This window comes from Methylibium sp. (genome assembly GCF_035762065.1).
Lineage (GTDB): Bacteria > Pseudomonadota > Gammaproteobacteria > Burkholderiales > Burkholderiaceae_C > Methylibium.
The window spans coordinates 42,396-64,692 of the sequence record NZ_DASTPW010000038.1; the positions used below are offsets into that span (position 1 = coordinate 42,396).

Annotated in this window: 22 protein-coding genes; 5 read left to right on the forward strand and 17 right to left on the reverse strand. The window is 71.6% G+C overall.

The genetic code is table 11. The annotated features are described in order from the left end of the window. Positions 1 to 42: 42 nt before the first annotated feature. The 4 genes from VFR90_RS10260 to VFR90_RS10275 form a co-directional block, all read right to left on the reverse strand. Positions 43 to 2,166: a peptidase domain-containing ABC transporter gene (locus tag VFR90_RS10260; protein ID WP_326406031.1), complete on the reverse strand. Its 2,124-nt coding sequence runs from the start codon at positions 2,164 to 2,166 to the stop codon at positions 43 to 45. 7 nt (positions 2,167 to 2,173) lie between these two features. Then, on the reverse strand, positions 2,174 to 3,466 hold the full coding sequence (locus VFR90_RS10265; RefSeq protein ID WP_326406032.1) for an HlyD family secretion protein: 1,293 nt from the start codon (positions 3,464 to 3,466) through the stop codon (positions 2,174 to 2,176). Between the two features lie 131 nt (positions 3,467 to 3,597). Continuing rightward, positions 3,598 to 3,747, reverse strand: a complete 150-nt coding sequence (locus tag VFR90_RS10270) for a hypothetical protein (RefSeq protein WP_326406033.1) — start codon at positions 3,745 to 3,747, stop codon at positions 3,598 to 3,600. A gap of 137 nt (positions 3,748 to 3,884) precedes the next feature. Beyond that, positions 3,885 to 4,598 (reverse strand): autoinducer binding domain-containing protein, encoded by a 714-nt coding sequence (locus VFR90_RS10275; RefSeq protein WP_326406034.1) that lies wholly within the window; start codon positions 4,596 to 4,598, stop codon positions 3,885 to 3,887. 150 nt (positions 4,599 to 4,748) lie between these two features. Here VFR90_RS10275 and VFR90_RS10280 point away from each other — a divergent pair, with 150 nt between their 5' ends. Then, a complete protein-coding gene (locus tag VFR90_RS10280; protein WP_326406035.1) occupies positions 4,749 to 5,216 on the forward strand; it encodes a DUF4902 domain-containing protein in 468 nt (155 codons plus the stop codon). Between the two features lie 19 nt (positions 5,217 to 5,235). Here VFR90_RS10280 and VFR90_RS10285 read toward each other — a convergent pair whose 3' ends face one another. The 7 genes from VFR90_RS10285 to VFR90_RS10315 form a co-directional block, all read right to left on the reverse strand. Then, positions 5,236 to 6,402, reverse strand: coding sequence for an ABC transporter permease (locus tag VFR90_RS10285; RefSeq protein WP_326406036.1), 1,167 nt, complete (start codon positions 6,400 to 6,402; stop codon positions 5,236 to 5,238). Continuing rightward, a complete protein-coding gene (locus VFR90_RS10290) occupies positions 6,399 to 7,202 on the reverse strand; it encodes an ABC transporter ATP-binding protein (RefSeq protein ID WP_326406037.1) in 804 nt (267 codons plus the stop codon). Before VFR90_RS10290 ends, VFR90_RS10285 begins: the two co-directional genes overlap by 4 nt. Next, positions 7,199 to 8,719, reverse strand: a complete 1,521-nt coding sequence (locus VFR90_RS10295) for an alpha/beta hydrolase (RefSeq protein WP_326406038.1) — start codon at positions 8,717 to 8,719, stop codon at positions 7,199 to 7,201. Before VFR90_RS10295 ends, VFR90_RS10290 begins: the two co-directional genes overlap by 4 nt. 25 nt (positions 8,720 to 8,744) lie before the next feature. Next, positions 8,745 to 9,527, reverse strand: coding sequence for a sulfite exporter TauE/SafE family protein (locus VFR90_RS10300; RefSeq protein ID WP_326406039.1), 783 nt, complete (start codon positions 9,525 to 9,527; stop codon positions 8,745 to 8,747). Positions 9,528 to 9,799: 272 nt separating this feature from the next. Then, positions 9,800 to 11,476, reverse strand: a complete 1,677-nt coding sequence (locus VFR90_RS10305) for a GMC family oxidoreductase (protein ID WP_326406040.1) — start codon at positions 11,474 to 11,476, stop codon at positions 9,800 to 9,802. Between the two features lie 10 nt (positions 11,477 to 11,486). Then, positions 11,487 to 12,125 (reverse strand): MarC family protein, encoded by a 639-nt coding sequence (locus VFR90_RS10310; RefSeq protein ID WP_326406041.1) that lies wholly within the window; start codon positions 12,123 to 12,125, stop codon positions 11,487 to 11,489. Next, positions 12,107 to 12,943 (reverse strand): helical backbone metal receptor, encoded by an 837-nt coding sequence (locus VFR90_RS10315; RefSeq protein WP_326406042.1) that lies wholly within the window; start codon positions 12,941 to 12,943, stop codon positions 12,107 to 12,109. Before VFR90_RS10315 ends, VFR90_RS10310 begins: the two co-directional genes overlap by 19 nt. Before the next feature lie 181 nt (positions 12,944 to 13,124). Here VFR90_RS10315 and rbp point away from each other — a divergent pair, with 181 nt between their 5' ends. Further along, the gene (rbp, locus tag VFR90_RS10320; RefSeq protein WP_326406043.1) at positions 13,125 to 13,652 is read left to right on the forward strand and encodes an RNA-binding regulator; all 528 of its coding nucleotides are present in this window, start codon (positions 13,125 to 13,127) and stop codon (positions 13,650 to 13,652) included. A gap of 81 nt (positions 13,653 to 13,733) precedes the next feature. Here the strand turns inward: rbp and VFR90_RS10325 are convergent, their stop codons facing one another. From VFR90_RS10325 to VFR90_RS10340, 4 genes are read right to left on the reverse strand one after another with little or no spacing between them, the layout of a single operon-like run. Next, complete coding sequence (locus VFR90_RS10325; RefSeq protein ID WP_326406044.1) at positions 13,734 to 14,516, reverse strand: SDR family oxidoreductase; 783 nt, start codon at positions 14,514 to 14,516, stop codon at positions 13,734 to 13,736. Further along, positions 14,513 to 15,232 (reverse strand): LPS export ABC transporter periplasmic protein LptC, encoded by a 720-nt coding sequence (gene lptC, locus VFR90_RS10330; RefSeq protein ID WP_326406045.1) that lies wholly within the window; start codon positions 15,230 to 15,232, stop codon positions 14,513 to 14,515. The genes VFR90_RS10325 and lptC overlap by 4 nt, the downstream gene beginning before the upstream one ends. Then, positions 15,229 to 15,831, reverse strand: coding sequence for a KdsC family phosphatase (locus VFR90_RS10335; protein WP_326406046.1), 603 nt, complete (start codon positions 15,829 to 15,831; stop codon positions 15,229 to 15,231). Before VFR90_RS10335 ends, lptC begins: the two co-directional genes overlap by 4 nt. Further along, positions 15,831 to 16,859 (reverse strand): KpsF/GutQ family sugar-phosphate isomerase, encoded by a 1,029-nt coding sequence (locus tag VFR90_RS10340; RefSeq protein WP_414676522.1) that lies wholly within the window; start codon positions 16,857 to 16,859, stop codon positions 15,831 to 15,833. Before VFR90_RS10340 ends, VFR90_RS10335 begins: the two co-directional genes overlap by 1 nt. Positions 16,860 to 16,930: 71 nt before the next feature. Here VFR90_RS10340 and VFR90_RS10345 point away from each other — a divergent pair, with 71 nt between their 5' ends. The 3 genes from VFR90_RS10345 to VFR90_RS10355 all read left to right on the forward strand — a co-directional run bounded on the left by VFR90_RS10345 (position 16,931) and on the right by VFR90_RS10355 (position 20,214). Then, positions 16,931 to 18,949 carry a monovalent cation:proton antiporter family protein gene (locus tag VFR90_RS10345; RefSeq protein WP_326406048.1) on the forward strand — a complete coding sequence of 673 codons (2,019 nt, stop codon included), beginning with the start codon at positions 16,931 to 16,933 and terminating at the stop codon, positions 18,947 to 18,949. A 74-nt stretch (positions 18,950 to 19,023) separates the two neighbouring features. Continuing rightward, complete coding sequence (locus VFR90_RS10350; RefSeq protein ID WP_326406049.1) at positions 19,024 to 19,650, forward strand: histidine phosphatase family protein; 627 nt, start codon at positions 19,024 to 19,026, stop codon at positions 19,648 to 19,650. Positions 19,651 to 19,674: 24 nt separating this feature from the next. After that, on the forward strand, positions 19,675 to 20,214 hold the full coding sequence (locus VFR90_RS10355; protein WP_326406050.1) for an adenine phosphoribosyltransferase: 540 nt from the start codon (positions 19,675 to 19,677) through the stop codon (positions 20,212 to 20,214). 22 nt (positions 20,215 to 20,236) lie between these two features. Here VFR90_RS10355 and VFR90_RS10360 read toward each other — a convergent pair whose 3' ends face one another. Beyond that, entirely contained in the window at positions 20,237 to 20,704 is a 468-nt protein-coding gene (locus tag VFR90_RS10360; protein ID WP_326406051.1) for a cyclic nucleotide-binding domain-containing protein, read from the reverse strand. Positions 20,705 to 20,861: 157 nt separating this feature from the next. Next, the gene (gene mnmE, locus VFR90_RS10365) at positions 20,862 to 22,295 is read right to left on the reverse strand and encodes a tRNA uridine-5-carboxymethylaminomethyl(34) synthesis GTPase MnmE (RefSeq protein WP_326406052.1); all 1,434 of its coding nucleotides are present in this window, start codon (positions 22,293 to 22,295) and stop codon (positions 20,862 to 20,864) included. Between the last annotated feature and the right edge of the window lie 2 nt (positions 22,296 to 22,297).

The window sequence follows — 22,297 nt, forward strand, 5'->3', positions numbered from 1 at the left end:
CAACCCCAAGCCGCACTGGGCCGGTGCGGCTTTGCTGCGGCCTCAGCCCGGCTGGCCCGCGTGCGCGACGCTGCGCAGGTCCTGCGCGACGCGCCCGCCCTGCAGCACGATGACCCGCTGCGCCGAGGCGATGGTTTCCGGCCGGTGCGCGACGATCACCCGCGTCATCTCCAGTCCGCGGATCGCCTGGTTCACCAGGCGTTCGCGATCGACGTCGAGCGCGCTGGTCGCCTCGTCGAGGAACAGGATCTTCGGCCGCTTGTAGAGCGCACGCGCCAGCAGGATGCGCTGCTTCTGGCCGCCCGACAGGCTCGCGCCGAGGTCGCCGATCAGCGTGTGGTAGCGCATCGGCATCGCGTCGATCTCGTCGGCGATGCAGGCCAGCCGCGCGCATTCGGCCACCCGCGCCGGGTCGGCCTCGGTGTCGAAGAAGCCGATGTTGTCGGCGATCGAGCCGGCGAAGAGCTGGTCGTCCTGCATCACCGTGCCGATCATCTGGCGCCAGTTGGCGAGGCCCAGCTGCGCGAGCGGCACGCCGCCGATGCGAATCTCGCCGGCGTTCGGCGCGTGGATGCCGAGGATCAGCTTCACCAGCGTCGTCTTGCCACAGCCGGAGGGGCCGACGATCGCGACCGACTCGCCGGGCTCGATCGTGAACCCGCAGTCCTTGAGCACCCAGGGCTCGGTCTCGGCGTAGCGGAAGGCGACACCGTCGACCTCGATGCGCCCCACAGGCTCCTGCGCGAGCGGCAGGGCCTCGGTGGCCTCGGGGGCGGTGAGCACGATGTCGGCGAGCCGCTCGCCTTGCAGCCGCAGCATCTTGAGTTCGACCGCCTTGTCGATCAGCGCCGAGACGCGCAGCGCGAACTGCTCCTTGAACGCGAGGAACGCGAACAGCATGCCGACGGTGAAGCTGCCCTGCATCACCAGCAGCGCGCCGATCGCGACGATCGCGATGCGCTCCAGCCCGAACACCAGCTTGTTGACCGACGCGAAGCCGAGATCGAGCTTCTTCGCCGCGACGTCGGCGTTCATCGCATCGACGACCAGGTTCATGAAGCGCGCGCGCCGCTCGTCCTGCCGGTTGTAGAGCTTGATCGCCTGCACGCCGCGCAGCGATTCGAGGAAGTGCGTCGAGCGCTTGGCCTCGTGGACGATGAACTCTTCCGTCGCCTCGCGCTGCGGCGCGAACCAGGCCCAGCGCAGCAGCGCGTAGATCGCCACCGCCCCGAGCGCGATCGCGGCGAGCAGCAGGCTGTATAGCGCCATCATCGCCAGCGTCACCACGACCAGCAGGCCGTCGAGCACCGCTTCGATGAAGCTGGTGGTCAGCGTCTGCTGGATCTTCTGGATCGCGCCGAAGCGCGACATCACGTCGCCCGCGTGCCGCTTCTCGAACCACGCGACCGGCAGCTGCATCAGGTGCGCGAAGACATTGGCGAGCCACTGCAGGCTCAGCGTGCTCGAGAGATAGAGCACCGCCCAGGAACGCAGCGCGCCGGTCGCCACCGTGATCAGCACCAGCAGGCCGAAGCCCAGCGCCAGCGTGACCAGCAGGTCGCGGTCGTTCGACAGCAGTGCGCCGTCGACGACCCACTGCAGGAAGAACGGCGCCAGCAGCTGGAAGGCTTCGAGAGCGAGCGCGAACGCGAAGATCTGGCCGAGCGAGCGCTTCAGGCCGTGCACCGGGCCGAGCAGCTGGCGCAAGGTCAGCGCGCGGCGTTCGTCGTGCGCGCGAAAGCCGGTGCCGGGGCGCAGCTCGAGCGCCACGCCGGTGAAGTGACGGCCGAGTTCGGCCATCGACAAGGTGCGCAGGCCGCGCGCCGGGTCGTGGATCACCGCCTTGCCGCGCCTGACCGCCACCAGCACGACGAAGTGGTTCAGGTCCCAGTGCAGCAGGCAGGGCAGCGCCATGCGGGCGAGATGCTCCGGCTCGGCGCGCAACGGCCGCGCGTTCAGCTGCAGCGCACCGGCCATGCGCACCAGGTCGGCCAGCGTCGCGCCCTTCGAAGACAGCGAGAAACGCTGCCGCAGCGTGCCGAGATCGCTGCGATGGCCGTGGTGCGAGGCGATCATCGCGAGGCAGGCCAGGCCGCACTCGGCCGCCTCGGTCTGCAGCACGAGCGGCGTGCGGCGGCCGCCGCCGAATCTCAGCGCATCGAGCATCGGCGCGTCAGCCCGGCGCCGCCCGCGTGCTGGCGAGGCGCCCACCGAGGCCGATCAGCGGCTCGAACATCCATTCGACGAGCCGGCGGCGGTCGAGCCGCACGTCGGCATCGAGCTGCATGCCGGCGGCAAGCGGCTGCGGCTCGCCATAGGCGGCGATCGTCTGCCGGTCGAGCGCGACGGTGATCCGGTACATCGGCTCGGTACCGACCGTCGCGTAGTTCGCGACGTTGGCCAGCGGCAGGGTCGCCAGCTCGCTCGGCTGCAGCGGCGTGCGCGAGACCTGCAGCACATGGCCCGTCTGGTGGCCGAATTTCTGGTAAGGGAAGGCTTGATAGCGCAGCGACACCGGCTGATCCGGCCGGACGAAGCCGAGCGCGCTCGACGGCGCATACAGGTGCGCCTGAAGCTGCGCGCCGGCCGGCAGCAGCGTCGCCAGCGTCGTCGTCGCGGTGACGGCCTGGCCCGGATCGACCAGCACCGCGCCCATCACGCCGTCGCTGGGCGCGCGCACGACGATGCGCTGGCGCGCCTCGGCTTCGGCGGCATCGCGCTCCACGCTCGCCATGTCGCGTTCGAGCGCGCCGGCGGCCGTCTGCGACTTCAACGGCAGCTCGCGGCGCTGCGCCTCCAGGCTGCCGATCTCGCGGAGCTGCCCGGCGCGCTGGCGTTCGAGCGCCTGCACCGCGGTGCGCACCGCGAGCTCCTCCTCGGCGCGGGACTGCACCTGCGCGGCCGACACGAAGGATTCGGCCTGCAGCGACTGCCACCGGGCGAGCGTCTCGCGGGCGAGCTGCAGGCGCTCGCGCTGCAGGCGCACTTCGCCGTCGAGCTGGGCAAGCTCGGCGCGGCGGTCGGCGAGCTGGCGGTCGATCGCACGAATCTGCGTCGCGGCGAGCTCGGCTTCGCGCCGCAGGGCCTCGCGCAGGCTGCGCGACTGGGCGTCGAGACTTTCCCGCACCGCAGCCTGCGATTCACCGCCGGCAGTGACGCGGTCGATTGCGAGCACGAACAGCGTGTCGCCACGGCGCACGGCCTGCCCTTCGACGACGCGCCGTTCGGCCAGCGTGCCGCGCTCTTGCGGCAGCAGGCGGATCACGCCCTGATCGGGCACCAACACGCCGGCGACACGAGCCTTGCGTTCGTAGTGAGCGAACACCAGCAGGATGCTCAGCCCGACCACCGCGAACAACACGAGCGCCACGCAGACCGACAGCGATACCGGCCGCATCAACGCGATCTCGCCAAGCCAGACCTGGCGCTGCGCTTCGACGGCTTCAGGCCGGAACAGGTCGGCCATGGGGTCAGCGCGACGTGCGGTGCGAAGCGGCCAAAAGCGCGACGGCGGACCTGCCAGGGGGCAGGTCCGCCGTAACAGACACGCGAATCAGCCAGGCCGCGCAGGGCTTGGCGATGCGCCTATCCGGAAACTTACCAGCCGTTACCAGGAGCTCTGGTAGCCGCACCAGCAACGAATTCGAGGTCTTCCAAGGCAATCGGCTGCGGCTGGGCAACGGCTGCTTGGTCTTCGGCGGTGTGCGTCGTTTCGACATCGCAAGCGATCAGGCGAATGGTTTCCATCGTGTGCTCCAGTCTGGTGTTACGCCGACCCCTCGGCGTGCTGACCAAATTGAAGCACCCCCCACGTTTATGGGGTACTGGAAACTCTTACAGGGTGGGCGTGATTTCCTCCCGTCACGCTCGCTACCGATGGTTGCCTAGCGGAGGATTCCAAGCCGCAGTGCCTTGAGCACCGCTTGGTGCTTGTTTTGACAACCGAGCTTGTGCATCGCGGTGTTGATGTGAAGCACTGCCGTCCGCTCCGAGATTCCCATGATGGAGCCGACCTCCCAAGCGGTCTTGCCGTCCATCGTCCACTTGAGGCTGTCAAGTTCGCGAGGGCTCAGCTTTGGCCGCTCCAAGCGCAAGCTCTCGGGGACCAAAACGCGCATCGCGGTGTCTTGGGCATGAACGGCGAAAAGCTGGAGGTCGGCCACCATGCGCGTTACCTCGCCGCGATCCTTTGGGAGAGCCTGATCGCGATCGACACCGATCATGAAATGCCGACCTTCGGGCATGTGAAGCGCTAAGCAGATGCCAGTGCGAAAGCCAAAGCGCGCTTGCCCTTCCCATTTCGAGCCCTGACCTGCGGTCACGTATGTGCTCTGGTCCCAAATGATCGGCACGCTTTGTCGTTTGCAGTGCTGCAACACGGGATCGAGCTTCCAAGACTCCGTGTCGTCGATCATCTCGCTGTAGGCCGCGGGGGCGTTGTCGACGGCCACGAACTCCGTGTCGCCCACAGGATGGTCCACCACAGTGACAGCTGAAACCGTGTCGAAGCCGAGCTGCTTCGTAAAGCGCACTACCTCACGACGAAAGTCGTCGCGACTTTGCGCTTCGAGCACTGACTGATAGCTGCCTTGCAGCATCGCCCGCTAGACCTTTCCCGACCTCACGCTTCGTGAGCTAACTCACCGACAAGCGAGCCCCTGAAAGGGTTTACAGATGTCACCGGCGCATGAACTCAGGACACTGCCGGCAGCCATCACTTCCAGGGAAATCCCCCCCTGCCATCGATCATGACCCCCGCCTGGACCGTCGGCGCCTGGCCCACTGCATTGTGGCAGCCCGGGCGTGATCTGCCGCTGCACTTCGTCCACCTTGGCACGCATGTGTCGAGTCGGCTCAGTCCCGAATGGCCCAGCATGGGTCAGACGGTCTGGGGCGGTCGCGCCGGCGACGCCGCGGCGGGGATTTCCTGGGATTGGATCGAGGTCGCCGAGGGCATTGTCGCGATCGCCGACCCGATGATGATGACGAGCAACCTGCGCCTGATCGGCAGCGAAGGCGAGGTGCTGACGGCCCACGAAGCCGCGCCGCACCTGAACCGCTTCGTGCGCAGCCTGCCATGGCAGGCGGAGATCTGGCGCATGCTCGAACTCGAACGTCAGTCGGGCGCGCTCGTCGCCGCCGAGCGCAACTCGCGCACCGGCGCGACACCGAGCAGCATCGGCATCTCGATGCCCCTCGGCGGCACGCCGAATTGACGCGCCGACCGAGACGCCGTCAACGCACCGCCGCCTGCCGCAGCCGCAAGGCGACGTAGCCCAAACCAGCGGCCACCAGCACCGCAGCGACGAGCACGCTCGCGGCGATGCCCGCCACCGACAGGCCCTCGCCGCGCAGCACCTGGTTCATCAGGCTGTGCTGGCCGAGGGCCGGCACCCAGGCGAACCACGGCTTGCCGCCGCCTTGATCGAACACCGCGATCAGCGGCAGCAACGACACCGCCAGGATCACGCCGGTGCTCGCTGCCTGCGCTTCCTTGAAGCTCTTGCAGCGGATCGCCACCGCCATCAGCAGCGCCGCCACGGTGGCCGCCAGCGGCACCAGGACCAGCACGAAGGCAACCGCCTCGCGCGGCCCGAACTGGAACAGCGCGCGCAGCGCCTCGCTGCGGATCAGCCCCTGCGCCGGCAGGAAGCTCGCGGCACTCAGCACCGCGATCGCAAGCCCCACTGCTGCGACCGCGGCCCACTTGCCGAGCACCAGCGCGACCGGCCCGACGGGGTTCGACAGCAGCGGCTCGAGCGAGCCGCGCTCGCGTTCGCCGGCTGTCGTGTCGAGGGCGGCGCCGAGCGCGCCGTAGACCACCGCCATGATCACGAAGAACGGCACCATCCCGGTGAATTGCGCGCCGCGCGCGCCGGTGCCCGCGAGATCGCGCTGCTGCACGTCCAGGCTGCGCAGCGCCGCCGGCGGCACGCCGCGCACCGCGAGCAGCAAGGCCGCGCGCTCGCGGTCGAAGCCCTCGAGCAGCCGCAGCAGCCGCGCGCCATCGGGCCCGCTGTCGCGCTGCCCGCCGTCGCTCTGCACCGTGACTTCGGCCGGCTCGCCGCGCGCCAGCTGTTCCTCGAAGCCCGGCTCGACGATCAGCAGCGCAGGCATCGCCCGCCGCGCGGCACCGGCCGCAGGCGCCACCGGCTCGATGCGAAACCCCTGCCGCTCGATGTAGTTGGCCAGCGTCGGCGCGTGCTCGATGCCGCTCGCATGGACGACCCGCTGCTCGGCGCGCTCCTCGATCGCCGCGACGATCCCCGACAGCGCCGCCAGCAGCACCGGCCCCATCGCGACCGCGCTGAGCAGCACGACCATCAGCGTGCGTCGGTCACGCAGCGCGTCGAGCAGCTCCTTCTTCACCACGACGAACGCGTCGCGCAGCGTTCGCCTCATGCGGGCTCCGCTTCCTGCGCGGCGTCGGCGAAGGCCAGACGCACGAAGGCGTCCTCGAAGTCGGCCGCGCCGGCGCGTTCGCACAGTGCGCCGACGCTGCCTCGCGCGACGGTGCGACCCTTCGCGACGATCACCACGTCGTCGCACAGCCGCTCCACCTCCTGCATCACATGGCTCGACAGCACGATGCACTTGCCGCCGCCCTCGGGCCGGCTGAGGTGGCGCAGCACCTCGCGCAGCGCGCGGGTCGACAGCACGTCGAGGCCGTTGGTCGGCTCGTCGAGCACGATGTTGGCCGGGTCGTGCACCAGCGCGCGTGCGAGCGCGGTCTTGACCCGCTCGCCCTGGCTGAAGCCTTCGGTGCGGCGATCGAGCAGCGGCTTCATTTCCAGCAGGCCCGCCAACGTCTCGATGCGCGCCTGCGCCGCCTCGGCCGGCATGCCCTGCAAGGCCGCGTAGTAGGCGACGTTCTCGCGCGCGGTGAGCCGCGGGTAGAGCCCGCGGGCGTCGCTCAGCACGCCCAGGCGCGCGAGCGCGGCGCGCGGCGCGCGCGCGACGTCCAGGCCATCGACCTCGACGCGCCCGCCGTCGGGGCGAATCAGCCCGGCCACCATCCGCAGGCTCGTCGTCTTGCCGGCGCCGTTCGGCCCGAGCAGCCCGGTGATGCAGCCGTCGGCCGCACGGAAGCTCACCGCATCGACCGCCACCACGCGCACGGACTTGCGCCGGCGCCAGGCGAACACGGCCTTGCCCGCCGGTGCCGCGGTGAAGCTCTTCTGCAGCGACTCGGCGACGATCACGGCCGCGCTCCGGCCGGCCGCGTCAGCGCGTCGCCGGCGTCGAGCCCCGGCGGCACATAGGCCGGCGGGCGCGGCAGCCGCGCAAGGCAGCGGGCATCGACCGACAGCGCCTGCGCGTCGGTCTCCGCCTCGACGAAGCCGTGCAGCAGATCGCCGCCGCAGCCGCTGTTGAGCAGGCCATGGCCGGCGTTGGGGGCGACCGCATGCCGCGCTTGCGGGCCGAGCGCCTCGGCCACGCGCTGGCCGTGCCGCGGCGGCGTCACCGGATCGAGGCCGCCGCTCAGCAAGAGCACCGGCGCCGGGCTCGGCGCGATGCGGCGGAACTCGGCCGGCACCGCCCCGCGCGGCCAGCTCGCGCACAGCTCGCGATACGGCCGCGCATAGGCGGCGAGCAGCGTCTCGACGCCCGCGAGCGCCGGCCGCGGCGGCGGCTCGCCGCCGCTCGCTGCGGCATCTTCGGCGCAGATCACCGAGAAGTGCATGCCTTCGGCGATGCGCGTCGCGCGCGCGCCGCCGCCGGCGGCCGTCGCAAGCCCGGCGAGCGGCTGCCAGCGCCCGGCCGCGGCTTCATCGATCGCGAACGGCAGCGCCGCGGCCAGCGCCGGCGCGTAGAGCGGCCCGCGCACCATCGCGGCGACGAGCTCCGGCGTGAACGCCACCGTCGTCAGGCGGCCGCTGGCCGGGTCGAGCACCTGCGCCGGGCTGCTCGGCGCCTTCATCAGCGCGGCCCAGTGCGCGGCGAGCCGCGGATGCCGGCGCGCGCAGGCGGCGTCACGCCCGCAGCCGTCGATCAGCGCCTGCAGCGCGGCGGCGGTGTCGAGGCCGAGGTTCTCGGCCAATGCCATGTCGGGCGGGGCCACGCCGTCGATCACCGCACGCCGCACCCGTTGCGGCTGCTGGCGCAGGTACTCGAGCACGGCCCGCGTGCCGTAGGAGCCGCCGACGAGGTTGATGCGCTCGGCGCCGAGCGCGGCGCGCACCGCCTCGACGTCGGCCATCGCGATCGTCGTCGTGTAGTGCCGGAGGTCGCCGTGCGGCAGCTTCTGCAGGCCCTGCATGCAGGCGGCCAGCCGCGCGATGCCGCGCGCCACATCGATGCGCTCGGCGATCGGGCGGCGCGCCTCGGCGGCGCGATCGTCCTCGGCGCAGGCCAGCGGCGCGGAGCGGCCGGTGCCGCGCTGATCGACGAACACGAGATCGCGCCGGTACGCGAGCCGCGCGACGGTGGCCGCGAACGTCGGCGCCAGCGCGATCGCGCTCTGCCCGGGGCCACCGGCGAAGAAGAAGATCGGATCGCCCCGCTTGCCGCGCGCCGGTGCCGGCACCACGGCGTAATGCACCGCGATGCGCGCACCCTCGGGCCGGGCCGGGTCGAGCGCGCGATCGACACTGCCGCACAGCACCTCGTGCTTCAGGCCGGCGATGCGGCAGGGCTCGAGTGTTTCGTCGGCGGCACGCGCGCCGCCGCTGCCCATGAGCAGCGCGAGGACCAACGCCGACGACGCGGGCGACTTCATGCGCAGCGATTCTGGTGGCGCCGCTTCACCGCAGGAAGGCGTCGTAGGCCGTCTTCGCGATCAAGGCGGCGACGACCGCGATGAACGCACGGCGCACGAAGCCGGCGCCGTGCCGCAGCGCGAGGTGCGTGCCCAGCAGGCTGCCGGCGACGTTGGCCAGCGCCATCAGCAAGGCCAGCGGCCAGGCGACGTGGCCGGTGAGCGCGAAGGCGCCGAGCGCGGTCAGGTTGGTCGCGGTGTTGAGGAGCTTCGCACTGGCGCTCGCGTGCAGGAAGTCGTAGCCGAGCACGCGCACGAACAGGAAGACGAAGAAGCTGCCTGTGCCGGGGCCGAAGAAGCCGTCGTAGAAGCCGATCGCGCCGCCGATCGCGCTGGCCCAGAGCATCTCGCGGCGGCCACGGTGGCGCGGTGCGTGCTCGCGCCCGAGGTCCTTCTTCGCCAGCGTGTAGACCAGCAGGCCGGCCAGCACGAAGGGCAACACGCGGCGCAGGCCGTCGGCCGGCACCTGCGTCACGCCCCAGGCGCCGGCGAAGCTGCCGAGCCCCGCCGCTGCGGCGGCGACGAACAGGCTGCGCCAGGGCAGCTCGACATGCCGCGCATAGCGCTGCGCGGCCCACGCCGTGCCCCAGACGGCCGCAGCCTTGTTGGTGCCGAACAGCGTCGCCGGCGGCACCTGCGGATAGAGGCTGAACAGCGCCGGCACGAGGATGAGGCCGCCGCCACCGACGATTGCATCGACCATGCCGGCGAACAGCGATGCCGCCGCGGCGAACCACCACTCGCTGCCGTACGCCAAGACCGAAGTCATCGAAACGAGACCCTGAAATGCAAGAGCGCCGGGGGTACCGGCGCTCCTGGTGGCTTGGGGCGGGTCGGCCCCTGCCTTGATTTCTTGTGACCGCGGCGGTTGTCCAGGCCGGCTGCGGCTTCTTCGTCTTCTCTTCGCTTGTCTCCTCGGTCCCCCGCCTGATGGGTCGAGCCCATCGCGAGTGGGCTGAATGTAGGCAGGCGTATCCCGCACAGCATCGGGGTTTACCGCAGCGTCGTGGTGCGCCGCCGACACCTCGGCGACAGCGCGCTTCAGCCGCGCGCCGGCCGGTGCCCGTGCTCGGTGCAGATCCAGGCGGCGGCCTGCTCGGCGAGCATCAGCGTCGGGCTGTTGGTGTTGCCGCTGGTGATGGTCGGCATCACGCTGGCATCGACGACGCGCAGGCCTCCGACCACGCCCCCCGGACCGCGCACCCGCAGGCGCGAATCGACCACCGCCTCGTCATCGTCGACGCGCCCCATGCGGCAGGTGCCGACCGGATGGAAGATGGTCGTGCCGATCTCGCCCGCGAGCCGTGCCAGCTGCGCGTCGGACTCGTGCTCGATGCCTGGCTTCAGCTCCTGCGGCTGGTACTTCGCGAGCGCGGGCTGGGCGACGATGCGGCGCGTCAGGCGCAGGCTCTGGGCGGCGATGTGGCGGTCGCTGTCGGTGCTGAGGTAGCGCGGCGCGATCGCCGGCGCATCCTCGCAGCGGGGGCTGGTGATGTGCACCGTGCCGCGGCTCGTCGGGTTCAGGTTGCACACGCTCGCGGTGAAGGCGTCGAAGGGGTGCAGCGGCTCGCCGAAGGCCTCCAGGCTCAGCGGCTGCACGTGGTATTCGAGGTCGGGCCACAGCCGGTCGGGCGAGGACTTGGTGAACGCGCCCAGCTGCGACGGCGCCATGCTCATCGGCCCGCTGCGCCTGAGCAGGTACTCGAGGCCGATGCGCGCCTTGCCGTGCCAGGACGACGCGAGCGTGTTCAGCGTCCTGACGCCGCGCACGCCGAACACCGCGCGGATCTGGAGGTGGTCCTGCAGGTTCTCGCCGACGCCGGGCAGCTCGTGCCACAGGCCGATGCCGTGGCGGTGCAGCAGCTCGCCGGGGCCGAGCCCCGACAGCTGCAGGATCTGCGGCGAGCCGATCGCGCCGGCCGAGAGCAGCAGCTCGCCGCGGCTGTGCACGCGGGTGATGCCGTTCGGCGTGATCACCTCGCAGCCGCTGCAGCGCAGGCGGCCGTCGTCGCTGCGTTCGATCACGAGGCGCGTGACCTGCGCGCCGGTCCACAGCTCGAAGTTCGGCCGGCCGTAGCAGGTCGGGCGCAGGAAGGCGCGCGCGGCGTTCCAGCGGAAGCCGGCGCGCTGGTTGACCTCGAAGTAGCCGACGCCCTCGTTGTTGCCGCGGTTGAAGTCGCGCGTGGGCGGGATGCCGGCCTGCTGCGCCGCGAGCGCGAAGGCGTCGAGCACGTCCCAGCGCAGCCGCTGTCTTTCGATGCGCCATTCGCCGCCGGTGCCGTGGAACTCGGCGAAGTCGGCGTCCGCGTCGGCGGCGTGGTGGTCCTCGTGCCGCTTGAAGAACGGCAGGCAGTGCTGCCAGCGCCAGGCGTCGTCGCCGGTCACCTCGGCCCAGTGCTCGTAGTCGCGCGACTGGCCGCGCATGTAGATCATCCCGTTGATGCTCGACGAGCCGCCGAGCACCTTGCCGCGCGGGTAGCGCAGGCTGCGGCCGTTGAGGCCCGGTTCGGGCTCGGTGCGGTAGAGCCAGTCGGTGCGGGGGTTGCCGATGCAGTACAGGTAGCCGACCGGCACGTGGATCCAGTGGTAGTCATCGCGCCGGCCCGCTTCAATCAGCAGCACGCGCTTCGAAGGATCGGCGCTGAGCCGGTTGGCGAGCAGGCAGCCGGCCGTGCCGGCGCCGATGATCACGTGGTCGAAAACGGGGCCGTCGCTCATCGATCCGCCGTCATCGCGCAAGGTGGCTCGCGAGCACCGGGAACAGCTTGATCAGCCCCTCGGCCATGATCTCGACCGCCATCGCCGCGAGGATCAGGCCCATCAGCCGCGTCATCACGTTGATGCCGGTGCGGCCGAGCACCTTGGCGATCTTTGCCGACGCGAGGAAGGCGAGGTAGACCGCCAGCCCGATCACCACGCCGTAGAGCACCAGCGCGCCGAGCTGCATCCAGCCGCGGCTGCGCTCGGCGTAGATCACCATCGTCGAGATGGTTGCCGGGCCGGTCAGCAGCGGGATCGTCAGCGGCACCACCGCGATGCTGTCGCCGGCATCGACCTTGTCGTTGCCTTCGCGCACGTCTTCGGCGCTGGTGTCGGCCGGCTTGGCGTTGAGCATCTGCAGCGAGCTGATCAACAACAGGGTTCCGCCGCCGACCTGGAACGACGCGATGCTGATGCCGAAGAACTCGATGATCTGCAGCCCAGCCAGCGCGCTGACGGCGATCACCATGAACGCCGAGAAGGCGCTGACGCGGATCGTGCGCTGGCGCTGCGCCCGGTTGAAGCCGGTGGTGAAGCTGATGAAGAAGGGGATCGCGCCGATCGGGTTGACGATCGCCAGCAGCGCGATCAGCGGCTTGAAGTCCATGCGGCGATTCTGGCTTCGTCCTCCGGCTTGCCGCCGGCCAGCGCACGCGCATAGCGCAAACCCGCGACCGCGCGTGGGCCGTACCAGCTCAGCAGCTCGCCGTCGACCCGCTGCACGCGGGCCTGCGGGCACAGCGCCTGTGCCGCACGTTCGTCTTCGGCATCGAAGCGGCAGGGCTCGCTGCTCAGCAGCACGCGGTCGATGTCCGCGAGCCACCGCGCCCCGGGCTCGACGACCGGGTAGCGCGCCGCGCCGCTCGCACCGCCCAGGGCCGCCGGCCAGGTCTGCCAGCCAACACCTGCCAGCATCTTCGCGATGTAGGTGTCGCGCGCCACGGTCATCCACGGCTTGCGCCAGATTAAGTAGAGCACGCGCTGCGGCTTGAAGCGGCTGGCGGCGGTGCGCCCGAGCTCCTCGCGCAGCGACCCGCGCAGCCGGTTCGCCCGCTCGGCGACGCCCGGCTCGGCCGCGAAAACCGCGGTGAAGCGATCGACCAGCTCGAGATTGTCGGCCGGTCCGCAGGGATGCGTGACGATCAGCGCCGGCACGAACTCGCGCAGCGCCTCGGCGGTCTCGGCGCGGTTCTCGTCGATGTTGAGCAGCACGTGCGTCGGCGCCAGCCGGCGCAGCTTGGCGAGGTTGACGTCCTTGGTGCCGCCGACCTTGGGCACCGCCTTGAGCAGCTCGGCCGGATGGACGCAGAAGCCGGTGCGCGCCACCAGGCACCGCGCCAGGCCCAGCTCGCAGAGCAGCTCCGTCACGCTGGGCACCAGGCTTGCGATGCGCGGCGGCGCGGGGTTTGCAGCACTGCCCGGCATCCCTAAGCTCCGATACAACAGACGGGGTTGCCTGATTCACCCAAAAGCATGCTTCACCCATAATGGGTTTTCGTGCTTGGCTGCGGTGCCTTCTTTCGGATCGGTTTCCGGTGGGTCGAGGCTCCACAACAGACTTCGGGGTACCTCGGTACCGTTTTTTGAGGAAGAGAGGCGCTTCGCCATGGGCAACAAGCTGTACGTGGGCAATCTGGCCTACAGCGTACGAGACGACGAACTGCTGCAGTCTTTCAGCGAGTTCGGCACCGTGACCTCGGCCAAGGTCATGATGGACCGCGACACCGGCCGTTCCAAGGGCTTCGGCTTTGTCGAGATGGGCTCGGACGCCGAAGCGCAAGCGGCGATCCAGGGCATGAACGGCCAGTCGATGGCCGGCCGCGCGATCGTCGTCAACGAGGCGCGTCCTCGTGAGGAGCGCCCGGGCGGCTTCCGCGGCCCCTACGGCGGCGGCGGTGGCGGCGGCGGGTACCGCGGCGGCGGCGGCGGCGGTGGCAGCGGCGGCTACGGCGGCGGCGGCTCCAGCGGCGGCGGCGGTTATGGCGGCGGTGGCGGCGGCTACGGTGGTGGTGGCGGCGGCTACGGCGGCGGTGGTGGCCGCAGCGGCGGTGGTGGCTACGGTGGTGGCGGAGGTGGTCGCAGCGGTGGTGGCGGCTACGGCGGCCGTGGCGGTGGCGGCAACAGCGGCTACTGATCCGGTTGCCCGGTCGAAGAAGCGGCGGCGCGTGAGCCCGCCGCTTTTTTCATGCGCGGCCCACGCGCCCTGCGCGCCGCCTCACTCGCCGCGCCGCTTCTTGCGCCCGCGGCCGGCCAGCACTCGATCGAGCAGCGCATTCGGCAACAGCCGCAGCAGTTTCGCGACGATCGCCATCGGCCACGGGATCACCCGGTAGCTCGCGCCCGCGCCGATCGCCGCGAAGGCGCGATCGGCGAAGGCTCGGGGGCTCATCAGGAAGGGCATGCCGTAGCTGTTGCCCGCGGTCAGCGGCGTCGCCACGTACCCGGGCACCAGCGTCACCACCTTGATGCCGAACGGCCGGCATTCGCCGCGCAGGCTCTCGCAATAGGCGACGACGCCGGCCTTGCTCGCGCAGTACGCACCGTGGCCGGGCAGCCCGCGAATCGCCGCGACGCTGGCGACGCCCACCAGCGTGCCCGACCTTCGCGCGCGCATCGGCGCGACGAAAGGCTGGAAGCTCGCGGCGAGGCCGAGGTTGTTCGTCTCGAAGGTCGCGCGGATCACGTCGAGGTCGTCGAACTCCGCCGTATCGACGCCGACGCTGATGCCGGCGTTGCCGATCACCACCTCGGGCAGCCCTTGCCGGTCGATGCAGGCGCGGCCTGCCGCGGTGATCCCCGCGACGTCGCGCACGTCGGCCGCATAGACCGCCCAGCGATCACCGGCCCAGCCCTGCGCACGGCACCAGGCCTCGGTCTCGTCGCCGCGCCGCGCGACCAGCGCGAGCCGCCACCCCGCCTGCGCGAAGCGCGCGGCCAGCGCCTGGCCGATGCCGCTCGACGCGCCGGTGATGAAGACCAGCGGCGCGTCGGCGCTCATCGTGGCGCGTCGTCCGCCGGCGCCGGCTCGGGGCGCAGCTCGCCGCGCACGCGGCCGCCGAGCTGCCCGGCACGGTCGAGGTGGCCGTAGTCGAGCGAGCCGGCGCGCAATTCGCCGCGCGGCGTGATCAACGTGACCGGCAGGTGCGAGCGCACCCGCTCGCTTTCGGTCAGCAGCTCGAGGAACTCGCCGCGGATCTCCAGCCGCTCGCCGTCGGCCTCCCTCGGCGCCGGCTCGCGCACGATGCGGGCCTTGCCGGTCATGCGGATCTGGGTCGCGTCGCCGTTGCTCTGCGCGCGGTCCGAGCGGCCGGTGGTCACGCGGCCCGACTCGTCCACCATGCGCAGCCGCAGGCCTTCGATCTCGATCGTGTCGTTGTCGGGGTAGTGGTGCAGCACGTCGCCTTCGAGCCGGGAGCGCACCTCGCCGTTCGGCGCATAGTCGACGATCGAGAAGCGCTCCATCGTGTAGTCGGGCTCGTGGCGCGGCACGCGCTTGGCGTCGCCGTCGCCGGGCACCGGCGTGTTCTTCACCAGCCACCAGCTCAGGCCGGCAAGCAAGGCCATCAGCACCACCGGCAGGTAATTGAGCAGCGCTTCCCAGGCACGCGCGGTCCACGGGCCCTGCGCGCGGCGACGCGGCCGGCGCAGGTCGGGCGCGAGCGCGGTCAGTTCCTCGAACGGCGCCTCGGGCGCCGCGGCGACGCGCTCGTTCACGGCGTGCCGTCGAGCGTGCGTCGCTCGGCCTGCAGCAGCGCGGCATAGCGGCCGGCCGCCACCAACAGCAGATCGCAGAACTCGCGTGCCGCGCCCGCGCCCCCCATCAACGTGCTGACATGGTCGACGTTCGCCTTCACCTCCGCGTGCGCATTCGCCGGCGCGGCGGTGAAGCCGGCGCGCAGCAGCAGGGGCAGGTCGGGCCAGTCGTCGCCGATCGCCGCCACCTCGTCCCAGCCGGCGCCGAGCTTCGCGAGCACGCTCTCGGCCGCGGCGAGCTTGTCCTGCACGCCGAAGGCCGCATGCGCGAGGCCCAGGTCGGCAAGCCGCCTTCGCACCGCGGGCGAATCGCGGCCGGTGATCACGATCGGCTCGATGCCGCCGTGCTTCAGCAGCTTGAGCCCGTGGCCGTCCAGCGCGTGGAAAACCTTCAGCGTCTCGCCTTCGGCGCTGATGAACAGCCGCCCGTCGGTGAGCACGCCGTCGACGTCGAAGATCGCCGCCTTCATGCCCAGCGCCGGCCCCTGCGCCTTCAGCAGCAGCGCGGCCGGGAAGTTCAGCGCGGGCCGCAGCTCGCGCGGTGCGGCCGCATCGCGCATCAGATGACCTTCGCCCGCAGCAGGTCGTTCGAGGTGACCGCGCCGACCAGCCGGCCCTCGCCATCGACGACCAGCACGCTGGTGATCTTCGCGGTCTCCATCAGGTCGGCCGCCTCGACCGCCAGCGCATCGGCGCGCACCGTGCGCGGGCTCGGATGCATCGCCGCGCCGGCGTCGAGCGTGCGCAGGTCGCCGCCGCGCTCGATGAGCCGGCGCAGGTCGCCGTCGGTGAAGATGCCCAGCGGCCGGCCGCGCCCCGCGGCCAGTTCATCGACGATCGCGGTGCAGCCGATGCCCTTCGCGCTGATCTCGCGCATCGCCTCGACGAGGCTGGTGGCCGCCAGCACGCGCGGCACCGCGTCGCCGCTTCGCATCACGTCGCGCACGTGCGTCAGCAGCTTGCGGCCGAGCGCGCCGCCCGGGTGGGAGCGCGCGAAGTCGTCCTCGCGGAAACCGCGCGCGTCGAGCAGCGCGACCGCCAGCGCGTCGCCCAGCGCCATCTGCGCGGTGGTGCTCGCGGTCGGCGCGAGGTTCAGCGGGCAGGCTTCCTGTTCGACGCTGCTGTCGAGCACCACGTCGGCGTGCTGGGCGAGCGTGCTGTGCGCACGGCCGGTGATCGCGATCAGCTTCACGCCCAGGCGCTTCAAGGCCGGCAGCAGCACGGCAAGTTCATCGACCTCGCCGGAGTTCGACAGCGCGAGCAGCACATCGTCGCGCGTGACCATGCCAAGGTCGCCGTGGCTCGCCTCGGCCGGGTGCACGAACATCGCCGGCGTGCCGGTGGAGGCCAGCGTCGCGGCGATCTTGCGGCCGACGTGGCCGCTCTTGCCCATGCCCATGACGACGACGCGGCCGCGACACGCGAGGATGCGTTCGATCGCCAGCGCGAAGGCCTCGGCCATCGGCCCGGCGACACGTGCCTCGAGCGCGGCCAGCGCCTTCGCTTCGATCGCCAGCGCCTGCGCGCCGAGCTCGACGCTGCGGGCCGCGTCGACTCCGGTGGCGCGCGAAGAAGGCATCGTTAGCATCGAACGATTCTAGGCACGGGGCTCGCGCCGACCACCCTGCCGCGCCACCCCGCAACCCTTGTCGCCGCTCAATGGCCACGTCGCTCGACCTCGCCCTGCTCTACCTCGTCGCCGCGGTCGCGAGCGTCGCGGCGTGCCGCCAGCTCAAGCTGCCGCCGATGCTCGGCTACCTGGCCGCCGGCGTGCTCATCGGGCCGAACGCGCTGGGGCTTTCGGGCGACGCGGGCGGCGTCGAGTACCTCGCCGAGTTCGGCGTCGTGTTCCTGATGTTCGTCATCGGGCTCGAGTTCAACCTGCCGAAGCTGCGCAGCATGCGCACGCTGGTGTTCGGGCTCGGGCTGTCGCAGGTGTCGCTGACCATCCTTGCGGCGGTCGGCGGCAACGCGCTGCTCGCCTGGGGACTGGCGCTCGCGGGCCGCGGCTGGGGGCTCGGCTGGGAGAACGCGATCGCGCTCGGCGCCGCGCTCGCGATGAGCAGCACCGCGATCGTTGTCAAGCTGATGGCCGAGCGGCTCGAGCTGGAAAGCGAGCACGGCCGCCGGGTGATGGGCGTGCTGCTGTTCCAGGACCTCGCCGTCGTGCCGCTGCTGGTGCTGATCCCCGCGCTCGGCCGCAATGCCGATCTCGATGCAGACGGCATGACCCGCGTGCTCGGCCTCGCGGCGCTGAAGGCGGCGGCGCTGCTGACGCTGCTGCTGGTCGGCGGCCAGTGGGTGATGCGACGGTGGCTCACCTTCGTCGCCCGCGGGAAGAGCGAGGAGCTGTTCGTGCTGAACCTGCTGCTCGTCACGCTGGGCCTTGCGTGGATGACCGAGCACGCCGGCCTGTCGCTCGCGCTCGGCGCCTTCGTCGCCGGCATGCTGATCGCCGAGACCGAGTTCAAGCACCAGGTCGAGACCGACATCCGGCCCTTCCACGACGTGCTGCTCGGGCTGTTCTTCATCACGATCGGCATGAAGCTCGACCTGCGTGCCGTCGTCGAGCAATGGGCGCTGGTGGCGGTGCTGTCGCTGCTGCCGGTGCTGTTCAAGTTCGGCCTGGTCACCGCGCTCGCGCGGGTCTTCGGCGCGAGCGCGGGCGTCGCGCTGCGCACCGGGCTCTACCTTGCGCAGGCGGGCGAGTTCGGCTTCGTGCTGCTCACGCTCGCTTCCGACAACGGCCTGCTGCCGGCGCGGCTGGCGCAGCCGGTGCTCGCATCGATGGTGATCTCGATGCTGGCCACGCCGTTCATCGTGATGGCGAGCAACCGCATCGTGATGAAGCTCGCGGCGAGCGACTGGCTGATGCAGTCGGTCGCGCTGACCACCATCGCCAAGCGCGCGATCCATGCCGAGGCGCACGTGATCATCTGCGGCTACGGTCGCAGCGGCCAGAACCTCGCGCGCATGCTCGACCAGGAGCGCATCCCGTACATGGCGCTCGACCTCGACCCCGACCGCGTGCGCCAGGCCGCCGCGGCCGGCCAGAGCGTCGTCTTCGGCGACGCGGCGCGGCTGCAGAGCCTGATGGCCGCGGGCCTGGCGCGCGCCACCGCGGTGGTCGTCAGCTACCAGGACACCCCGTCGGCGCTGCGCATCCTCAGCCTCGTGCGCGAGCACGCGCCCACCGTGCCGGTGATCGTGCGCACGCTCGACGACACCGACCTCGAAGCGCTGCAGGCCGCCGGCGCGACCGAGGTCGTGCCGGAAGCCATCGAAGGCTCGCTGATGATGGCGAGCCATGTGCTCGCGCTGGTCGGGGTGCCGGTGCGCCGCGTGATCCGCATCGTGCAGGACCAGCGCGACGCGCGCTACGGCCTGCTGCGCGGCTGGTTCCACGGCGCGGACGACGACACCGTCGAAGAGCAGCACCAGGTGCGCCTGCAAAGCGTCACGCTGGCCGAAAGCAGTGCCTGCCTCGGCCGGCCGCTCGACCGGCACGGCCTGAAGAAGCTCGATGTCGAGGTGGCCGGCGTGCGGCGTGCCGGCGGCCACGCCGGCACGGTGGCCGCGGCCAACAACGATGCGCTGCTCGTCGCCGGCGACACGCTGGTGCTGACCGGCAAGCCGGATGCGCTCGCGCGCGCCGAAGCCTGGCTGTTGAAGGGCTGACCGACACAGCCGACGCCGCAGGACGACACTCGCCCACCGAACTGCGCACTTGCCTTCCGACACAGGAGTTCCCGATGTCCGATCACGCGACGACCACGCGGCGAAGCTGGCTCGGCGGCACGCTGGCCCTCACCGCCTCATGGCTGGCGCTCGGCCTGCCGGGTGCGGCGCGCGCCGCCGCGCTGCCTCGCCCCGTCGTCGAGGCGCTGCGCCGCGGCTCGGTGGTGGCCGCCTTTCGCCACGCGCAGGCGCCCGGCACCTTCGATCCGCCGGGCTTCCGGCTCGGCGAGTGCGCGACGCAGCGCAACCTCAGCGAGGAAGGCCGCGAGCAGGCGCGCCGGCTCGGCGCGCGGTTCCGCGAGCAGCGGCTGGCGCCGGCGCGGGTGCGTGCCAGCCCGTGGTGCCGATGCGTCGACACCGCCGAGCTGGCCTTCGGCGCGGACACGCCGGCGCGTCTCGAGATCGAAGCCTGGGACGCGCTCGCCTCGACGCAGCAGGACCGCTCGAACGCCGCGGCGCAGGTCGAGGCGATGCGGCGCGCCCTGGCGGCGGTCGCGCCCGGCCGCTTCGAGGTCTGGGTCAGCCATCAATCGACGCTCGGCCAGCTGGTCGGCGAGAGCACGGCTTCGGCCGAAGGCCTGCTGCTGCGCGCCGGGCCCGACGGTGCGCCGCGGGTCGTCGCGCGACTGCCGCCGCCCTGAGCGCTGCCGCACGAGGACGCCGCGATGGACGAACGCCAGCTGATCCGAAACGCCATCCGCACCGTGCCCGACTGGCCCGCGCCAGGCGTGCAGTTCCGCGACATCACGCCGCTGCTCGCGAACCCGAAGATGTTCCGCGTGCTGATCGACCAGTTCGTGCACCGCTACTTCGATGCGCGCCCCGACGTCGTCGCCGGCATCGACGCGCGCGGCTTCATCATCGGCTCGGTGCTCGCCTACGAGCTGAACCTCGGCTTCGTGCCGATCCGCAAGAAAGGCAAGCTGCCCTTCAGCACGGTCGAGGAAAGCTACGAGCTCGAGTACGGCTCGGCGACCGTCGAGATTCACACCGACGCGGTGAAGCCCGGCGACGCGGTGCTGCTGATCGACGACCTGATCGCCACCGGCGGCACGATGCTCGCCGGCAAGCGGCTGCTGGAGAAGCTGGGCGCGCGGGTGATCGAGGGCGCGGCGATCGTCGAGCTGCCCGAACTCGGCGGCGCGCCGCTGCTGCGCGCCGCGGGGCTGGAGCTGTTCACCCTCGTGAGCTTCGAGGGCCACTGAAGGCGACGCGCGGCGGCGCCGCTCAAGTCATCGGGATCTGGCGCTGCATGTTGGCGCGCATGCGCTGCGCCATCACCGTGCCGGCGGCGCGCAAGACCTCGAGGGCGATCATCGGCACGCGTTGACAGAGCTCCTCGAAGCGCGGCAGCCGCAGCGCCCACACCACGCTGGGCGTCATCGCCTCGACCGAGGCGGTGCGCTCGCCGTCGGCGAACAGGCCGAGCTCGCCGCACATCGCGCCGGGGCGCAGGATCGCGATCTTGTTGCTGCCCGGCGGGCCGCCGGTCGCGTAGACCTGCAGGCTGCCCTGGCCGAGGAAGTAGACGGTGCGGTCCATCTCGCCCTGCTTGAGCAGCAGGTCGTTCGCGCGCACCTCGTGGCGCGTGAGGAACTGCAGGAAGGTGCGCCACTGCGCGACGTCGAGCCGCGGCCGGAAAGCGTCTTCGGCGTTCAGCGACAGGATCACCTGCTGGAGTTCGTCGTGGGTCATGGTGTTGCTCTCGGTGCGCGAGGGGCCGGCGGCGGCGGGACGAACGAAGGGCCGACCCATTATCGGCAGCAGCCCTCGACCCCTTGAGCCCGGAGGTCGGCGCCACCGGCGCCGCTCGCACGTGATGCGCGTCACCGCCTGCGGCAGCGCGTGGCCCTCACTTGCCGATGCAGAAGCGCCCGAAGATCAGGCCGAGCAGATCGTCGGGCGCGACGCGGCCGGTGATCGCGCCGAGCGCGTCGTGCGCGGCGCGCAGGTCTTCGGCGAGCAACTCGAGCGGCACCTGGCCCCCAGCGAGCATCGCGCGCGCCGACGCGATGTGCGCCGCGCTGCGGCGCAGCGCTTCGAGGTGGCGGCCGCGGGCGACGAAGACGTCCTCGGCGCCGGGCTGCCAGCCGGCCTGCTCCAGCAGGCGCCGGCGCAGCGCGTCGAGGCCGCGGCCGTCCTTCGCGCTGATGCGCAGCGCCTCGGCCGCGGGCCCGGCACCGCGGCCCAGGTCGAGCTTGTTGAACACGTCGATCACCGCCGCACCCGCGGGCAAGCTCGCGGCGATCGCGCGCTCGGCGGCGTCGTAGCCGGGCTCGCCCACGCGCGACAGGTCGTGCACGAACAGCACCGCGTCACTCTCGGCGATCGCGGCCCAGCTGCGCGCGATGCCTTCGCGCTCGACGTCGTCGCCGGCCTGCGTGTCGGCGCGCAGGCCGGCGGTGTCGATCACGTGCAGCGGCACGCCGTCGATCTGCAGGCTCTGGGCGATGCGGTCGCGCGTGGTGCCGGGGATCGGCGTGACGATCGCCAGCTCGGCGCCGGCCAGCGCATTGAGCAGCGAGCTCTTGCCGACGTTCGGCTGGCCGGCGAGCACGATCTTCAGGCCCTCGCGCAACAGCGCGCCCTGCTTCGCGCGCGCGAGCGTCGCATCGAGCGCGGCGTCGACGCGCGCGAGGCGGCCGGCGGCGTCGGCGCGTTCGAGGAAATCGATCTCCTCCTCGGGGAAGTCGAGCGTCGCCTCGACGAGCACGCGCAGGCCCACCAGTTCGTCGTGCAGCCGCGTCACTTCGTGCGAGAACGCGCCGGCGAGCGCGCGCCCGGCCGAGCGCGCCGCGGCTTCGGTGCTGGCGTCGATCAGGTCGGCGACCGCCTCGGCCTGCGCCAGGTCGAGCTTGCCGTTGAGAAAGGCGCGCTCGGTGAACTCGCCGGGGCGCGCCAGGCGCAGCCGCGGCAGCCGCTCGGCGCCGTCGATGCGCTCCTGCGCCGCTTCGAGGCAGCGCGCGAGCAGCAGCTGCAGCAGCACCGGCCCGCCGTGCGCCTGCAACTCGAGCACGTCTTCGCCGGTGTAGCTGTGCGGCGCCGGGAAGAAGAGCGCAAGGCCATGGTCGATCGGCGCGCCGTGCGCGTCGAGGAAGGCGCCGTAGTGCGCATGGCGCGGCTGTAGATCGCGCGCGCAGATCGCGCGTGCCAGCGCGCCGAGCCCGCGCCCCGACACGCGCACGATGCCGACCGCACCGCGGCCCGCCGCGGTGGCCACGGCGACGATCGGATCGGCGCCGCGTCCTGCGGCGCCGATCGAATCAACGCCGTGGCCTGCCGTCACGC

What these genes read in the sequence shown, in the direction of transcription:
- VFR90_RS10360 (WP_326406051.1), bottom strand. Translation starts at nt 20,704, where the DNA reads ATGACCCACGACGAACTCCAGCAGGTGATCCTGTCGCTGAACGCCGAA.
- VFR90_RS10275 (WP_326406034.1), bottom strand. Translation starts at nt 4,598, where the DNA reads ATGCTGCAAGGCAGCTATCAGTCAGTGCTCGAAGCGCAAAGTCGCGAC.
- VFR90_RS10315 (WP_326406042.1), bottom strand. Translation starts at nt 12,943, where the DNA reads ATGCCGGGCAGTGCTGCAAACCCCGCGCCGCCGCGCATCGCAAGCCTG.
- VFR90_RS10325 (WP_326406044.1), bottom strand. Translation starts at nt 14,516, where the DNA reads ATGAGCGCCGACGCGCCGCTGGTCTTCATCACCGGCGCGTCGAGCGGC.
- VFR90_RS10345 (WP_326406048.1), top strand. Translation starts at nt 16,931, where the DNA reads ATGGCCACGTCGCTCGACCTCGCCCTGCTCTACCTCGTCGCCGCGGTC.
- VFR90_RS10350 (WP_326406049.1), top strand. Translation starts at nt 19,024, where the DNA reads ATGTCCGATCACGCGACGACCACGCGGCGAAGCTGGCTCGGCGGCACG.
- rbp (WP_326406043.1), top strand. Translation starts at nt 13,125, where the DNA reads ATGGGCAACAAGCTGTACGTGGGCAATCTGGCCTACAGCGTACGAGAC.
- VFR90_RS10285 (WP_326406036.1), bottom strand. Translation starts at nt 6,402, where the DNA reads ATGAGGCGAACGCTGCGCGACGCGTTCGTCGTGGTGAAGAAGGAGCTG.
- VFR90_RS10280 (WP_326406035.1), top strand. Translation starts at nt 4,749, where the DNA reads ATGACCCCCGCCTGGACCGTCGGCGCCTGGCCCACTGCATTGTGGCAG.
- VFR90_RS10260 (WP_326406031.1), bottom strand. Translation starts at nt 2,166, where the DNA reads ATGCTCGATGCGCTGAGATTCGGCGGCGGCCGCCGCACGCCGCTCGTG.
- VFR90_RS10265 (WP_326406032.1), bottom strand. Translation starts at nt 3,466, where the DNA reads ATGGCCGACCTGTTCCGGCCTGAAGCCGTCGAAGCGCAGCGCCAGGTC.
- VFR90_RS10310 (WP_326406041.1), bottom strand. Translation starts at nt 12,125, where the DNA reads ATGGACTTCAAGCCGCTGATCGCGCTGCTGGCGATCGTCAACCCGATC.
- VFR90_RS10295 (WP_326406038.1), bottom strand. Translation starts at nt 8,719, where the DNA reads ATGAAGTCGCCCGCGTCGTCGGCGTTGGTCCTCGCGCTGCTCATGGGC.
- VFR90_RS10340 (WP_414676522.1), bottom strand. Translation starts at nt 16,859, where the DNA reads ATGCTAACGATGCCTTCTTCGCGCGCCACCGGAGTCGACGCGGCCCGC.
- VFR90_RS10335 (WP_326406046.1), bottom strand. Translation starts at nt 15,831, where the DNA reads ATGCGCGATGCGGCCGCACCGCGCGAGCTGCGGCCCGCGCTGAACTTC.
- VFR90_RS10300 (WP_326406039.1), bottom strand. Translation starts at nt 9,527, where the DNA reads ATGACTTCGGTCTTGGCGTACGGCAGCGAGTGGTGGTTCGCCGCGGCG.
- VFR90_RS10355 (WP_326406050.1), top strand. Translation starts at nt 19,675, where the DNA reads ATGGACGAACGCCAGCTGATCCGAAACGCCATCCGCACCGTGCCCGAC.
- VFR90_RS10270 (WP_326406033.1), bottom strand. Translation starts at nt 3,747, where the DNA reads ATGGAAACCATTCGCCTGATCGCTTGCGATGTCGAAACGACGCACACC.
- VFR90_RS10305 (WP_326406040.1), bottom strand. Translation starts at nt 11,476, where the DNA reads ATGAGCGACGGCCCCGTTTTCGACCACGTGATCATCGGCGCCGGCACG.